This is a genomic window from Nocardia sp. CY15 (assembly GCF_009829295.1).
In the GTDB taxonomy this organism is placed as follows: domain Bacteria; phylum Actinomycetota; class Actinomycetes; order Mycobacteriales; family Mycobacteriaceae; genus Nocardia; species Nocardia sputi.
This window is the reverse complement of record NZ_VUOT01000064.1, coordinates 1-14506: the sequence shown is the minus strand read 5'-3', so window position 1 is coordinate 14506 and position 14506 is coordinate 1. Positions and strand designations below refer to the sequence as shown.

Genomic DNA, 14506 nt, shown 5'->3' with positions numbered 1-14506 from the left:
GGCCCGCAACCCGCCCGAACAACTCATCCAACCCAGCCACCCACGCAGCCAGATCCTCATCCACCGACACTGACACGACGAAATAGGCTACCCGACAACAACATCACGAAGTGCAGCTGGAGTACTAGTGCTGCAACGGCAGTCAGTCCGGTAGCTTGCTGACGCGGTCGTGGATGTTGTTGCAACGGAGCTGGATTCGCTGCACGCGAGGATCGGTGGCCGTTTCACGCGGTCGGAGCCGCGTGGCCGGGCGCGGGAGTACGTGACGGGGTTGGTGGCGTGCCTCGAGCGGAAGAAGGGGTGGACGTTGGCCGAGCAAGCTGGTGAGGTGAGTCGGGAGCCGCAAATCCTTCCTTTCTGCTTGAACATCGGTGTATTCCGGGCGCACCTCCCAGCGTGAGCGACAGTATCGATGCACTCGGCCGTCGTGGGGTCGGTGAACGGCCGCTGACCAGTGGCAGGCGCCATCACTAGTCGCCGGGTGCGTCGGGGTCGCGTAGCCTCGTTCCAACCGCGACACAGACATCAGCGTGCCGCCGAGCCGTCCGGTGTCAACCACATGGTGCAAGCTCGATGGCTAACGCGCAGCACGGCAGATTCGGCCCAGACCCAGTGTCGGGTGGTCGCAGGTTCGCACTGTGAGCTGCTGACTTGCGGGCCGCGGGTATGGTCTGGGATCACGACCTCGGGACTGCTCGATGGTCGGGCCACTCGTCGCCGGCGAGTTGTTGGATCATGTCCAGTTCGCGGCGGACGTTCGTAAGGATTCCCGCGACGGTCGGAGTTTGGGGAGTCTGGGTGCCGCTTCGAACCGTCCGTACCGCCATCTCGGCGAGGTCGTCGGCTGCGCTCCGGTCCGCGTTGCCGTCTTGGTGCCACCAGGCTATCCAGTTGAGCATGCCGATGATGCCCAAGGCGGCGGTGCGCGCGTTGACGGTTCGGAACGTTCCGTCGGCGATGCCGCCGTCGATGACTTCGATGAGTTCCTTGAGGACGCGTCGACGGCTGGCTGCATACGACCTGGCGAGGTGCTCTGGCAGGTTGGATTCCGAGCGGATCATGAGCCGGAACCGGTCCGGGTTATCCATCTGGTGCAGCGCCAACGAGTGTGCCATTCGTCGTAGCTTCTCGGAAGGGCTCAACTCGTGCATGGAGTTGATCTCGTGCAGGAGCTGCGCGGGTTGGTCGGCAATCTCGCTGACCAACTGGGCGAACAGGTCGTCTTTGTTCGCGACGTAGTGGTAGACGGCTTGGCGGGTCAGGCCGGTCGCGTCGGCGATGTCCTGCAGGGTCGTGCCTGCTACGCCGCGGGCGGCGAACAGGCGTGCGGCATTCTCCTTGATCTCGCGTTCGACGAGTTCGCGCCGTACGCTGGGCCGACCTCGACGCTTGGGCGCGGGGTCGGCCGAGTCGGCAGCCTGGGTTGTCATAGGGACTCAGGCTATCCGGTGAAGGCCACGAGATCGACCCGCTCGCTGGCGACCGCGCCGGCGGCATCGGCCTCGAAACCGCGGGGCAGGACTGTCACCAGGATCGCGTTCGTCTCGCGACGGATGCGCTCGGCGATGTCCAGTCGGTCGAGCGTCGCCTCACGGTCGTCGGGGCCGGTCAGCCAGTAGGTGGTCGCTGGCGGCAGACTGGCGATCAGCTCGGCGGCAGCATCACTCCACGGTCTTACCGTGATGTCGATCTGCACGGTGCCGGGCGCGGTCCGCAATGTGTCGGGAGCTATGCGGTGGGCGAAATGATGCTCGCCTGCGGTCAGAGGTCGGCCGAGGATCCAATCCGTCACCGATTCCGGCGGCGGGACGTCGTCGGCATCGACGCCGGCGAATGCTGCCAGGCCCGGCTTCGCGACCTGCGGGGCGGACTCCGCGAAGCGCTCGACGGTGACCTTCCCTGCTCGGGTCATGTAGGCCACCATCAGTTGTTCCACCGGCATCGACATGCGCTCGGGGAAGGCGTCCCACCACGCCATCGAACGCTCGGCGATGGCTTGGAGGTGCCCGACAGCGGGCCGGCGCTCGGCTTCGTATGAGGCGAGCGCCTCGTCCAGCCCGTCGGCGGCCAGCAATTCACGATCGAGCGCGATCGCGTCCTCCATGGCGAGTTTGGTCCCGGATCCGATCGAGTAATGCGCGGTGTGCGCGGCATCGCCGAGCAGGACCACATTGCGGGTATGCCAGCGACGGCACCGCACCGTCCGGAATCGCAGCCACTTGGTCCGATTGCCGATCAACCGATTTCCCTGCAATGTCTTCGTGAACGCGTCCTGCAGGTAGTCGAGCGAGACCTGATCGGACTCGCCATTCGGCGTCGCGCGGGTCGATACGTCGAAACCGGCTCGTCGCCAGGTCTGCTCGTCGGTTTCGATCAGGAAGGTGCTGCGATCACCGGCATACGGGTAGGCGTGCGCGACGAAGGCGCCGTGCTCGGTGGTGACCGGTGTGAACACCGCGCTGGGCAGCGCGAAGTCGGTGCCGCACCATAGGTAGAGCCCCTCGCCTTCGGCGATCTCCGGTTCGAATTCCGCGGCGAGTTCAGTCCGGGTCGCGCTCGAGATACCGTCAGCGGCAACGATGAGATCCGCATCGAGATCGGCTACCGACCGGCGTTCACCGAAGCGCAGGTCGACTCCGGCCGCGCGGGCGAAAGTCTGGAGCACCGACAACAAGGTGGCCCGGCCGATGGCGAGCAGCTCGCCATGGGCGAGGCGGGCCTCGTCGTCGCCGACACGCATCGACATCTCATGCGGGTGCGCGGCGGCCACGATGGCGTCGAGCGAATCCTCGTCGGCGAGTTGTAGATTACGTTGTGTCCGTGATGCCAGGCCGACGCCGAATCCGAAGGTCTTGTCGGGCACCCCTTGCTCGTACACGGTGACCTCGGCATACGGGTGGCTCAGTTTCAGCAGACGCGCAGCGTACAAGCCGCCCGGGCCGCCGCCGAGAACGGCGATCGTGTCGAGATCCATTACTGTGCCCCTTCGAGCGACTCTGCCGCCAGCCGCTCGACGATGTCGGCGCGGAGGACCTTCTTGTTGACCTTTCCCACGTTGGTTCGAGGCAGTTCGGACACCCAGACCAAGCGTTCCGGCCATTTGAACTTGGCAACGCCCAGCGCGTCCATGTGCTCCTGTACGGTCGCCATCGTCAGCTCGTCGCCGGAGGCCGATACCAGGAAGGCGCAGGCCTTCTCACCGAGCCGCTCGTCGGGCATCGCTACGACGGCGGCGGCCACGATGTCGGGGTGGCGTACTAGGAGCAGCTCGATTTCCTCGGCGTTGACCTTCTCGCCGCCGCGGTTGATGAGGTCCTTGATGCGTCCCTCGATGGCCACGTAGCGGCGGCCGCCGAACTCGTGCAGCGCCGCCAGATCACCGGTCCGATAGAAGCCGTCGGAGGTGAACGCGTTCGCGTTGTGTTCGGGTGCGCCGAAGTACCCCGGGATCGTGTACGGACCCCGGCAGCACAGTTCCCCGACTACGCCGGCAGGAAGTTCCTGCTCGCCGCCGGGCTCCAGGATCAGGATCTCGTCCGACGGCGCGATCGGCAAACCGACGGTGGCTGCCCGCGCCGCCGCGGGGGCATCGGGCGGCGTCACGATAAACATGCCTTCCGACATGCCGAACATCTGCCCGGCCCAATGGGACCGGCCGCCGTCGAGCTTACCGAACAGCTCGGCAGGCACCTTCGCTCCGGACAGCACCGTGCGGCGCACGGTGTGCAGGACCGGATCGAATTCCGCCGAGGCGACGGCCTGGTAGTGACCGTGCCCAATCAGCACGTCGGTGACCGCACTGCGTGCCATGAGGTCGAAGGCGGCCTCGGTCTTCGGTGTGGCGAGCACCAGGGTGGCGCCGACCGCGTGGGCTGCGTGCAGCGCGCAGGAGATGCCCGCGTTGTGGATGACCGGGAGCAAGTGCGCCACGCGGGTCTGTTCGTCCCACCCCAGGGTGCGGGCATAGAAGACACCGTTGTTCCAATACTCGGCGTGGATCCGCGGGATCACCTTGGGCACTCCAGTCGTTCCGCCGGACAGCTGGAACACCGCCACGTCCTCGGGGTCGGTCTCGGCCTCGATGGTCTCGACGAGCGTCCTGGCCTCGGCCGGGTCGACGTTGGTGCCGAGATCTTCGATCCGATGGACCCCCGGCTCCGCGGCGGGTGCCTCGACGGAGAGGATCTGCCGGAGTGAAGGGTGGCCGTAGCCGACCGCGCGGGCAAAGCCGACGAGGTCGAAGGAAAGGCCTGCCTCGACGAGGTGGGCCACGGCGCCCACCTTCTCGCTGATCTGGCCGATCTCGTTCCTGCGGTGCTGGGCCAGCGTGGCCACCGGTATCAGGCCGGCTTTGAGCACGCCATACCAGGCGAGAACTGTCGACGCTCGGTTGGTGACCTGGAAGATCACCGGGTTCAGGCGTTGCAGACCCAGCCGGGCCAGTCCCGCGGCAATCCGGTCAGTGCGCTCGTCGAGCTCGCGGTAGGTGTAGGTGGCCTCCGCGGTGATGAGCGCGATCCGATCCGCGTGCCGCAACGCCGACTCGTGCAGCCGTGCGGTGATGGGCAGCTCGCTCCACTCACCGCTCGCGCGGTACGCTGCGGCGCGGTCGGCCGGAAACGGGACAAGGCGTCCGTTCCAGCCATGTGCTTTCACGGGGCTATCTCTCTGCGGTGTGGCCGGCTCACGGGATGGGTGCAGCGGGCAGCAGGGTGATCAACTCGCCCGCCTGGTCGGGGTGGTCGGCCGGGACGATGCCGGAGTACACCGCGGACCAGCAACCGGGGCAGCACTGCTGGCGGAACACGACGTCGGTGTCGACGTACTCCCACGGATCGGAGGTGACCTGTGGCCCCGCGACGCTGGACGGGCCTTCGAACCGTGCCAGCGCGAGCTTGCCGGACTTGGTGTCACCCAGTACCCGGCCGCAGTGCGCGCACGCGATGACACGCGTCCCACCGATGGTGGCCTCGGCCAGGTTGTCGTCGATGCGCCGGGCGTGCCGCAGGTCGGCGGTGGCCTCCTGGGAAACGGGCGCGTCGGAGCGGTCGCGGCGTTCCTCGCGCATGCTCGCGCGAAGTTCGGCGGTGGCGGCGGCATCGAGTTCGCCGTCGGCGATCACGACGCCATAGTTGGCGCGGGCACCCGCCACGGTCACCTTGCCGTTCACCACGTCCCTGGCCACAGAGTCGGGCTCGCGGCGCAACGGGTCACCATAGCCACCACCGCCCTGCCAGTGCATGTACAGCACCTCGCCGGGGGCTAGATAGCTCTCGGCGTAACAGGCACCGATCTCCCGTGTGCCGGCGAGGTCGTCGAGGGTGCCGGGCAGTTTGCCGGACGAGAGCAGTTCCTGCACACCGGAATCACGCGCGAGGATCTCCAGCCCGGTGTTACCGGGCAGGCCGCCCGCGAGTCCGCCGTTCTGCGCCACGGCCTTGCCCGCGGAGGCGAACACAAGGCCCATCGGAACGCTGGATCCGTATGGGGTAACCGCGAGTGAGGCACTCACGCCGCCGCGCATCCGGCCGGGGCCGCCGGAATCGGGCTCCTCACGTCTCCACAGCGTGAGCAGCGGGTAGAGGAACTCGGTCATCTCGGTGTCCGGGATACGGCCCATCGGGATGCAGAACAGGCCGCCAGTATCCATGCCGTCGGCCACCGGCCGCGCACCGTAGCCGCCGGCCATCGGCTCCATCATGATGTTCAGGAATGGCACGGGCTGCTCGCCCCGCTCATCCAGGCCGGCGACGACCGCGGTGTCCCACGTACCGCAGCAGGATGCCTGCACGTTCTTGCCGAGTTCGATGTTGCGATCCAACATCTGGGCCAGGCATTCCGCGATCAGGTTGCCGGTGAGCCAGGCCGGACCGATCGGGCCGCGGCTGACGGCGGCGGGGAACGTCGCGTTGTTGATCGTCCCCTCCTCCGACACCAGGTCGAAGCAGCGCATCAGCCCGCCCGCCGACCACGGGATATCGCCGGCCAGGATCGGCAGCAGAGCCAGCATCACGCCACCGCGCATGCCCGCGTAGGTGCAGTTGATGACGCCGGTTTGCCGGTCGGTGCCGGTGAAGTCGAAGGTCAGGTGGTCTGCGGACTTGGTCATGGCGACCGTGATCTTGTGCAGTCCCCGGTCGCCCACAGCGGCCTGGTCCTGGTATCCCGTTGCCTTCCAGGTGCCGTCCGGAAGGCTCGCCAGCTTGCTCCGCAGGCGGGATTCGGCATCGTTCATCATGCGCTTCATCACCGCCTTGACGGTGTCGGCGCCGTACTGCTCGATCACGGCGAGCAGGCGGTTGCGGCCGACGGTGTTGGCGCCGATCTTGGCGCGCAAGTCCAGGCCGACGAGCATCGGAACGCGAGAGCGCCTGGTCCACGCGTCGGCGACATCACGCTGCAGCACGTGATGGCGCACCACCTTGATCGGCGGGGTGGGCAGGGATTCGGAGAAGACATCCTTGGCGCCGGGATCGAACGAACCGAGGCCGGAGCCGCCGAGGTCGGGCTCGTGGCAGATCGCGCTCGTCCACGCGAACAGCTTGCCCTCGTGGAAGATCGGCTGGTATACGATCACATCACTCTGATGCAGGCCGCCGCCGACCCACGGGTCGTTGCACAGGAACATATCGCCGTCGGCGATGCCGGGGTTGTCGGCACGGTGCTGCAGCGTCCAGTAGATGGCCAGGTCCACCGCACCCACGAGCATGGTGTTGTAGAGGCCTACCTGAACTTCCTGCCCAACCTCGTCACTGACGGCGAAGTCGAAGTCGTTGGCGTCGGTGACGATCGGCGAACCAGACATCCGCTTGAGGGCTTCGCCCATCTCGTCGGTGATCGACCACAGACGGTGGCGGATCACCTCGTAGGTGAGCGGATCGACGGCGTCGATCTGCTCCTGGGTCACGGTGTGCAACTCGACGATCGAGCCGACGGCGCGTCCGAGCGCCTCGGGGTTGAGGGGGCGGCTGGAGAAGATCTCCGAGCCCGGGATCGGTGTGGTCATGAGAGTTCTCCTCTGGGTCAGCCCTGGGCGACGGGGGCGGGCGCGTCGACGGCGATGTGCAGATTGCCGAGTTTGTCGATGGTGCCGGTGGTGTCGTGTGGGACGACCACGGTCGTGGTCGGCACCTCGATCACCGCGGGCCCGCGCAGGACGTGGCCGGCACGCAGCCTGGTGTAGTCGTAGATATCGGTGTCGACGTAGCCATGGGTGACGCCGAGGCACACCTTGCGCATGCCGGTGAGCGCCACCGTCGGATCAGCGGAGTCCGCCTGTTCCATCGGGGGCAGAGTCGGCGAGAACGGCAGGATTCCGGTGCCGCGCACACGATAGGTGATGGCCTGGACGCCCGCCTCACGGAAGCCGCTGTCCTTGCCGTACAGATCCGCGTACTTGGCCTCGAACCGGTCGGCCGCCTCGGCGAGGTGCGCTGCGGTCAGGTCACCGTTCGGGATGGGCGTGGCCACCTCGGCCAGCTGCATCGTGTAGCGCATGTCGAGTTCGCGCTCGACCTCGATTGCGGAAAAGTTCATGCCCTGGCGGGCGAGCAGCTCCCGAACCTGCTCCTCGAGCAGCTCGAAGTTGCGTTGCACGCGCTGCGGGTCCAGCGGCAGGGCCGCGGGGTCCGACATCTCCTTGGTCAGAACGATGTCCGAGGAAGCGAGGCCATAGGCCGAGAAGGCGGAGGCCACCTGGCCGAGCGGCACGACGACGTCGGCGGCGCCGATCTCCTGCGCGTACAGGCCGCAGTGCGCGGGGCCGGAACCGCCGAAGGCATAGACGATGAAGTCGCGCGGGTCGTAACCGGCCTCGACGACGGTCTTGCGGAGCAGGTCCCCGGTCTGCGCGTTCTGTACCTCATAGATGGCAGCGGCCGCATCCTCGATGCTGAGCCCGAGCGGTTCGGCGATTCGGGTGCGGATGGCCTCGCGCGCGAGGCTTACATCCAGCGCGCGTCGCCCGCCGAGCAGGCCCCGTTCGGGGATGATGCCGAGCACCAGGTTGGCGTCGGTGTTGGTGGGCTCCGTGCCGCCGTTGCCGTAACAGGCCGGGCCGGGCACGGCCTGGGCGCTGTGTGGACCGATCTGCAGGTTGCCGCCGGGATCGATCCAGGCGATCGCACCCCCGCCCGAACCGATCGCGTGCACTTCGAGCGTGGGCACGTTGATCGGGTGGTGATTGATGATCGTGACCGACGACCGCACCGGTTCGCCCTCGACGACGAGGCCCGCGAGGAATGTCGTGCCACCCGCGTCGGTGGCGATGATGTTGCTGTGGCCCAACTGCCGCCCGAGCGACACCGCTCCGACGACGCCACCGGTGAGCACCGATCCCACGGTGGAGATCGCATTGCCGGGTGCCTCGGCTGCGGCGACCGCGCCACCGTTGCTTTGCATCACGAGCAGGGGCCCGGCAAGCTTCTTGGCGCGCAGTTTGTTTTCCAGCTCGCCCAGATAGTCACGCAGACCTGGGCCGATCTGGGTACTCATGATGGTGGTGGCACTGCGCGCAAACTCGCGGATACGCGGTGACACCTCACTCGAGATCGCCACGAACAGGCCCGGGTCGATCTCGTGCGCGATATCGCGGATCCGCTGTTCGTGGGCCGGGTTGCGGAACGACCACAGCAGCGAGACGGCGATCGCGGAAATCCCGTCGGCCACGAGCGTGCGTACCGCAGCACGCACCTCGTCCTCGTCGAGGGGAACCACCACGCGGCCGTCCCGGTCCACACGCTCGGTGACCTCGAGGGCGTGGCGCTTGCGCACGAGGCCGTGCGACTTGCTCTGCCCGAGCGGGTTCTGCAGTTCCTCCGGCGCGCGGCCGAGATACCGTCCCTCGACGTTCATGATGTAGATCGAGTCGCGGTGGCCCTTGGTGGTGAGGAAGCCGATGTCGGGGACCTGGTTCATGACCAGCGCGTTCAGCGACGACGTGGTGCCGTGCGCGATGTGGTGGGTGTTCGCGAGCATCTGCTCGACCGGCACGCCGAGTTGCTCGGCCACTACCTCGAGCACGTCCATGACGCCCGCTGAGTAATCGGGCGGGGTCGACGGTGCCTTACCGGCGATGACCATGCCCGCGCCGTCGGCGAGGACGGCATCGGTGAATGTGCCGCCGACGTCCACTCCGATTACGTATGCCATGGTTCCTACTCTCCTTCGGCTTCACGATGTGCGTGACCCGGATCACTAATTGACGACTGTGACGATTATTAGACGCTCACGCAGAGAAAGTCAATAGAGCGGCCGGCTCGCTCGCAGGGCGACGCGCTTCACTCTTGACTTATTGACATTATCGTCAAATAATCGTCGTATGCGCCGATTAATTGTCTGGCCTTGAAGGGCCTCTATGAGCACTCACCGGATCGGGCTCGTCGTACCGAGCAGCAATGTGACCGTCGAGACCGAGATGCCGACCATCCTGCGCGGCCATCCCGGCGCCGACTTCTCGTTCCACTCGACCCGGATGCGGATGCACGTGGTCTCGCCCGAGGGGCTGGCAGCCATGAATGCCCAGCGGGAGCGGTGCGTGATGGAGATCGCTGACGCTACGCCGGAGGTGATCCTCTACGCCTGCCTGGTGGCGATCATGGTCGGCGGGCCGGGCGAGCATAAGCGGGTCGAGGCCGCCGTCGCGGAGCAGCTGGCGCTCGGCGGATCCGAGGCGCGGATCCGTTCCAGCGCAGGAGCCTTGGTCGAGGGTCTGCACGCGCTGGGAGCGAAACGGATCGCCCTGGTGATGCCGTACATGAAGCCGTTGGCGCAGCAGGTCGTTGAGTACCTCGAGGCGGAGGGCTTCGAGGTCACCGGCTGGCGTGCGCTCGAGGTGGCCGACAACAACGAAGTCGGTTGCATCCCGGGCGAGCACATCATTGCGGCCGCCCGCTCGCTAGACCTCACCGGTTCCGACGCGTTGGTGATCAGTTGCTGCGTGCAGATGCCGTCATTGAGCCTGGTGCAGCCCGCCGAGGACGAATTCGGCCTGCCCGTGGTCTCGGCCGCCACTGCGGGCGCCTACAGCATCCTGCGCGGGCTGGGGCTCCCGGTCGCGATCGACGGCGCGGGCAGCCTACTGCGCACCGATGCCGGGGTCGTCTCAGTCTGATCCCTACGCAACCCCAAGGAGATTCGCATGTCCGATACCCGGCATCTGGTCCGGGGCGTCGACCACGTCGCCTACCCGACGTTCGACCCAGCAAACACCGTGCGCTTCTATCGCGACACCCTCGGTTTTCCGGTGGTGCACTCGATCTGCGCCGCGGGCTGGGGCCCCGAGCAACACCCGGACTTCATCCACTTCTTTTTCGACATCGGCAACAACGACCGCCTGGCGTTCTTCTACTACTTCGGGCTCGACGAGTTCGAAGGTGGGCCGCAGGGCGATGCGTACTCGAAGTTCGCCGCAGACGTGCCGATCTGGTTCATCCGCTCGCGTCACCTGGCGATCCACGTGGACAGCGAAAAACACCTGATGGAATACCGTCGTCGTCTCGATGCGAGTGAATGGCCGGTCGAGATGCAGATCCAGCACGAGACGATCGAGTCGATCTACACCCACGACCCCAACGGCTACATGATCGAGATCACCCGGGCCATGCGGCCGGTGACAACGCAGGAGGATTTCGACGCGAACATCACGATCGACGCACTGGTCGACGTGGTGTCCGGTCCCGCGCCGTCGATGGACGCGCTGCTCGTCCGCAAGGCGGAGCTGATCGTCGAGCGCGCCGAGAAATGGCAGGCCGGGCAACCCACCGCAGCTGCCGCCGAGGAGGTGTCCGCGCGGTGACCACCGTGCTGATACTCGATGTCCCTGAGAACCGTCCGATCGTGGCTGTCGCCGCGGAGGTCGACACCGTCAGCGTCGACCAGGTCGGTCCGTACTTCAAGGTCAGTGCTCCTGGCCCGATCCTGATCGACCGTCGCGCGACCAGGTGCAGGCACGCGGTCTGGTACAGCAGCGTCGCGGGCCTACTCGACACGAAGATCACCCAGTGGGACAAGGACGCGCTGCGGTTGGAGGCGCGGTGAGCACCCCCGCCGCGCAATCGCGGCTCGGCGCTGGCCGGTACATCGAATCCGCCGAGCTACCGGCCGGCACCGTCACCACGGTCCATGAACTGACAACGTTCGACGGGTGGAAGGTCTCCGGTGTTCTGCGGACCCTGCCCGGTGCGGCGACGGTGGTCTCCCTGATGCACCCGCGCCAGGACCTGACCCACCATGTTCTGGTGCCCGAACTGGTGGCGCGCGGGTTCGCCGTCTGGACACAGGGCACGCGGTCGACGAACAACGACCTCGACCTGATCCACGAGCAGGCATTGCTCGATGTGGCCGCCGGGCAGGTATTCCTTCGCGATCACGGCTTCGACAACCGTGTCACCTTGGGACATTCCGGCGGGGGCACACTGTTCGCGTTCTACCATGAGCAGGCCGGCCTCGCCTCGTGCGCCCGATTGGGTAAGGCACCTTCGGGTCGCCCGGTAGACCTGCCCTCAGCCGACATGCCCGTACCGGCCGCCGCCGTGTTCATGGCGCCGCACCCGGGGCAGGGCGCGCTGCTTCAGCGGCTGATCGATCCATCGGTGGCAGACGAGGCAGATCCGCTGTCGGTGGTCCCCGAACTCGACCCGTTCTCACCAGCAAACGGCTTCGCCGAGCCCGGCGAATCATCCACGTACACATCTGAATTCATCGAGCGGTACCGCACCGCGCAGGCGGAGCGGGTAGCGCGGATCGACGCCGAGGCCAAGGCACGCGTGGCCCTCGCCGACGAGGCCCGCGCCCGATTCAAGGCCTCGTCGAACCCGGCCGACCGGAGGGCATCGCTCGCACCTCGCGTGCTCACGGTCTACCGCACCGATGCCGACCTGCGTTTCGTCGATCTGTCGATCGACCCGAACGAGCGGCCCTACGGGTCATTGTTCGGCCGCCGACCCGACCTGACGAACTATGGCCTCGTTGGCTTCGGCCGGCTGGTGACGCCGGATGCCTGGATGTCGACCTGGTCGGCGAACACCACCAACGCGGACTTCCTGCGCTGCGCCCCGGGTGTAACGGCCCCGACGCTGTTAGTGGAGCTCACCGGGGATTCCGTCTGCTTCCCCTCGGACGCGATATCGATGGTGGCGGCGCTGGGCGCGGACGTCGAACACCGCCGGGTGGCCGGCACCCATTTCGGTGGACCGATGCGCCCCGGCGCACCGACCGGCGCCGCCTTGGCCGCGGCCGAGATCGGCGGCTGGCTTGACGAGCGGTTCCCGGGATGACCGCACGACTGGTCACCGGTCTGTGTCTGTTCGCACTGATTCTCGAGGGCTACGACATCTTGATGTTCGGGCTGGTGGTGCCATCACTCTTCGGCTATCAGCCTGGGGTCTGCACGCCGGTCAAATCGGCTGGCTCGGTTCGATCGCGGCAATAGGAATGCCGTTCGGCCATTCGCCGCAGCAGCGGTCGGTGACCGCTTCGGCCGGCGGAACACGATGATTGTTGCGGGAGGCGCTTGCTCGCGAAGGCGTGACGGTGGTGGTCAACGACCTCGGTGACAGTTCGGCTGGCCGTCACATCCACGCCTCGAGATTAGGTCAGCAGCTTTCTGAAGGTAAAGAGCCACCTTAAGAGGTAAGCTTAAGTCGTGGAGGTAAGTTCCCAGGTGAATGACGAGGCGAATAGCTCGGTTTTTCGCCGTGACTGCCCGAGTCGTGACATCTTCGAGCATCTCACCGGGCGCTGGTCGCTACTGGTGCTGGCGGCCCTGCGCCCCGACTCTCGGCGTTTCCATCAGCTGCGGGACCGTATCGAGGGGATCAACGAGAAGATGCTGTCTCAAACTTTGCGCACGCTGGAGCGGGACGGTCTGGTGGAGCGCACCGTCCTACCGGTCAAGCCACCGCAGGTCTGGTACGCGCTCACCGGCCTCGGCGAGGAGGCCGCCCGCCATCTCTGCGGCCTGATCAGCTGGATAGGTGCGAGCACGCCGACGATTCGGACGGCCCAGGAAGGCTGGGACAACAGCCGGTGACCAGAGACAGCGGTCTCGGCCGGCCGGGCCGAACCTCGGGCTGAACTCCGACGCCAGACGCGGAAGGCATTTACGCCCGGATCGAAGGTGAGTCGATTCGGCGGCCGCTCGCCACGGGATCGGCATAGCGAACGATATCAACGGCAGCTCACATGGAACCGAGGCGACCCACGCCACCAACCTGGCCAACTTGTCATACCGTGTGGCGACTGCGCGCCAGTGTTTGGCCTTGTTGAAGGCGCGTTCGATGACATTGCGCCGCTTGTAGGTCTCTCGGTCGAAGTCCGGCGCTCGGCCACCGCGGTGACCTCTACGTTTACGGTTGGCGGTCTGGTCGGATCGTTCGGGGATGACGGTGCGGATACATTTGCGCCGCAACAAGGCCCGGTTGGCGGCCGAGGAATACGCCTTGTCCGCGATCAGCACCTGCGGGGTTGCGCCGCGGTGGGCCGCCCTCGAGGCGAGGTACCGCGACCGCCTCCAACAGCGGCGCGAGCATCGGCGAGTCGCCCGCTTGTCCCGGCATGAGCTGTACCGCCAAGCCCCGACCGCGGCCGTCAGTGACCAGATGCACCCTGGTCGTCAACCCACCACGTGAGCGCCCGATCGCATGATCGGCGGTTCATAACCCAGACACCGAGTCGCGCCTGGCACCGCCGCCGTGCTGGTGCACCCGCACGACCATGGAATCGATCGAGGCCACCCAGTCCAGGTCCCCCGGTGGTATCAGCCAGCGCGAGCGACGCGGTCAGCACCCGATCCCACGTGCCGTCAGCCGCGTAGCGGCGGTGCCGCTTCCATACCGTCTGCCAAGGACCGAACACCTCCGGCAGATCCCGCCACGGCGAACTCGTGCGCAACCGGTACAGCATCCCCTCCACCACCAGACGATTGTTGGCGAAGTTACGACTCACCCGCCCTTCGGATTCGGCAACAGCAACTCCAGCAACTCCCACTGCCTGTCCGTCAACACCTGAAACCGATCACCCGCCGACCTCGCCACAGCGGACATAATGCACCACCGGCCCACCCCAAAGCTGACTGATCAGACGATTGGGAGACAGAACCTAGCTGTACTGACCTGAGAGGTTGGGGACGCGGCTGGCTGGTGGGTGTCCGCCGAGTGCGGTGTGGCCGCGGTGGTGATTGTAGGCGTGAAGCCAGTCGGTGAACGCGGCGCGGCGTTCGGTTTCGGACCGGTAGGGGTGGGCGTAGGCCCATTCCTCGAGCAGGGTGCGGTTGAACCGTTCGACCTTGCCGTTGGTCTGCGGCCGGTAGGGCCGTGTGCGTTTGTGCGTGATACCGGTCGCGGCCAGCTCGGCTTGCCACAGCTGTGAGATGTAACAGGAACCGTTGAGTTCCTAACGGATGTCAACTCAGTAGAGTCTTCTCGCTGCTGCGTTGTGTGGCTCGGTGCGTCGTGAGGTCGAAGCACCCGCTCGGCCGGTCGTGCGTCGCGTGACCCGGATTTCGGCA

11 protein-coding genes and 3 pseudogenes are annotated in these 14506 nt (G+C 66.5%); 6 read left to right on the top strand and 8 right to left on the bottom strand.

All coding sequences use genetic code 11. The annotated features are described in order from the left end of the window. Positions 1-169 precede the first annotated feature (169 nt). Positions 170-334, top strand: a pseudogene (locus tag GVY39_RS33240) (IS701 family transposase); the annotation flags it as partial. A 343-nt stretch (positions 335-677) separates the two neighbouring features. Here GVY39_RS33240 and GVY39_RS33235 read toward each other — a convergent pair. From GVY39_RS33235 to GVY39_RS33215, 5 genes are read right to left on the bottom strand one after another with little or no spacing between them, the layout of a single operon-like run. Next, a complete protein-coding gene (locus GVY39_RS33235; RefSeq protein ID WP_159930938.1) occupies positions 678-1430 on the bottom strand; it encodes a TetR family transcriptional regulator in 753 nt (250 codons plus the stop codon). 11 nt (positions 1431-1441) lie between these two features. Continuing rightward, complete coding sequence (locus GVY39_RS33230) at positions 1442-2974, bottom strand: FAD-dependent monooxygenase (RefSeq protein ID WP_159930937.1); 1533 nt, start codon at positions 2972-2974, stop codon at positions 1442-1444. Beyond that, a complete protein-coding gene (locus GVY39_RS33225) occupies positions 2974-4656 on the bottom strand; it encodes a (2,3-dihydroxybenzoyl)adenylate synthase (RefSeq protein WP_159930936.1) in 1683 nt (560 codons plus the stop codon). The genes GVY39_RS33230 and GVY39_RS33225 overlap by 1 nt, the downstream gene beginning before the upstream one ends. A gap of 28 nt (positions 4657-4684) precedes the next feature. Further along, positions 4685-7006 (bottom strand): hydantoinase B/oxoprolinase family protein, encoded by a 2322-nt coding sequence (locus GVY39_RS33220; RefSeq protein ID WP_159930935.1) that lies wholly within the window; start codon positions 7004-7006, stop codon positions 4685-4687. A 17-nt stretch (positions 7007-7023) separates the two neighbouring features. Continuing rightward, positions 7024-9150, bottom strand: coding sequence for a hydantoinase/oxoprolinase family protein (locus GVY39_RS33215; protein WP_159930934.1), 2127 nt, complete (start codon positions 9148-9150; stop codon positions 7024-7026). 205 nt (positions 9151-9355) lie between these two features. Here GVY39_RS33215 and GVY39_RS33210 point away from each other — a divergent pair, with 205 nt between their 5' ends. The 4 genes from GVY39_RS33210 to GVY39_RS33195 are packed head-to-tail and all read left to right on the top strand — an operon-like array spanning position 9356 to position 12275. Next, positions 9356-10111 carry a maleate cis-trans isomerase gene (locus GVY39_RS33210; protein ID WP_159930933.1) on the top strand — a complete coding sequence of 252 codons (756 nt, stop codon included), beginning with the start codon at positions 9356-9358 and terminating at the stop codon, positions 10109-10111. A gap of 27 nt (positions 10112-10138) precedes the next feature. Continuing rightward, positions 10139-10795, top strand: a complete 657-nt coding sequence (locus GVY39_RS33205; RefSeq protein ID WP_159930932.1) for a VOC family protein — start codon at positions 10139-10141, stop codon at positions 10793-10795. Then, positions 10792-11037 (top strand): hypothetical protein, encoded by a 246-nt coding sequence (locus GVY39_RS33200; RefSeq protein ID WP_159930931.1) that lies wholly within the window; start codon positions 10792-10794, stop codon positions 11035-11037. Before GVY39_RS33205 ends, GVY39_RS33200 begins: the two co-directional genes overlap by 4 nt. Continuing rightward, positions 11034-12275 (top strand): alpha/beta hydrolase, encoded by a 1242-nt coding sequence (locus tag GVY39_RS33195; protein ID WP_159930930.1) that lies wholly within the window; start codon positions 11034-11036, stop codon positions 12273-12275. Before GVY39_RS33200 ends, GVY39_RS33195 begins: the two co-directional genes overlap by 4 nt. Positions 12276-12395: 120 nt before the next feature. On the opposite strand, the gene GVY39_RS33190 is transcribed toward GVY39_RS33195, so the two are convergent. Further along, positions 12396-12542, bottom strand: a complete 147-nt coding sequence (locus GVY39_RS33190; RefSeq protein WP_159930929.1) for a hypothetical protein — start codon at positions 12540-12542, stop codon at positions 12396-12398. A 101-nt stretch (positions 12543-12643) separates the two neighbouring features. Between GVY39_RS33190 and GVY39_RS33185 the strand changes: the two genes are divergently transcribed. Further along, positions 12644-13030 carry a helix-turn-helix domain-containing protein gene (locus GVY39_RS33185; protein ID WP_201295438.1) on the top strand — a complete coding sequence of 129 codons (387 nt, stop codon included), beginning with the start codon at positions 12644-12646 and terminating at the stop codon, positions 13028-13030. Between the two features lie 183 nt (positions 13031-13213). On the opposite strand, the pseudogene GVY39_RS33180 reads toward GVY39_RS33185, so the two are convergent. Together GVY39_RS33180 and GVY39_RS33175 are read right to left on the bottom strand one after the other, a co-directional pair. Beyond that, a pseudogene (locus tag GVY39_RS33180) lies at positions 13214-14042 on the bottom strand (IS5 family transposase); the annotation flags it as partial. 55 nt (positions 14043-14097) lie between these two features. After that, a pseudogene (locus GVY39_RS33175) lies at positions 14098-14385 on the bottom strand (integrase core domain-containing protein); the annotation flags it as partial. Positions 14386-14506 lie beyond the last annotated feature (121 nt).

Coding starts and splice junctions, on each gene's coding strand:
- GVY39_RS33235 (WP_159930938.1), bottom strand. CDS start 1,430: ATGACAACCCAGGCTGCCGACTCGGCCGACCCCGCGCCCAAGCGTCGA.
- GVY39_RS33230 (WP_159930937.1), bottom strand. CDS start 2,974: ATGGATCTCGACACGATCGCCGTTCTCGGCGGCGGCCCGGGCGGCTTG.
- GVY39_RS33220 (WP_159930935.1), bottom strand. CDS start 7,006: ATGACCACACCGATCCCGGGCTCGGAGATCTTCTCCAGCCGCCCCCTC.
- GVY39_RS33215 (WP_159930934.1), bottom strand. CDS start 9,150: ATGGCATACGTAATCGGAGTGGACGTCGGCGGCACATTCACCGATGCC.
- GVY39_RS33210 (WP_159930933.1), top strand. CDS start 9,356: ATGAGCACTCACCGGATCGGGCTCGTCGTACCGAGCAGCAATGTGACC.
- GVY39_RS33205 (WP_159930932.1), top strand. CDS start 10,139: ATGTCCGATACCCGGCATCTGGTCCGGGGCGTCGACCACGTCGCCTAC.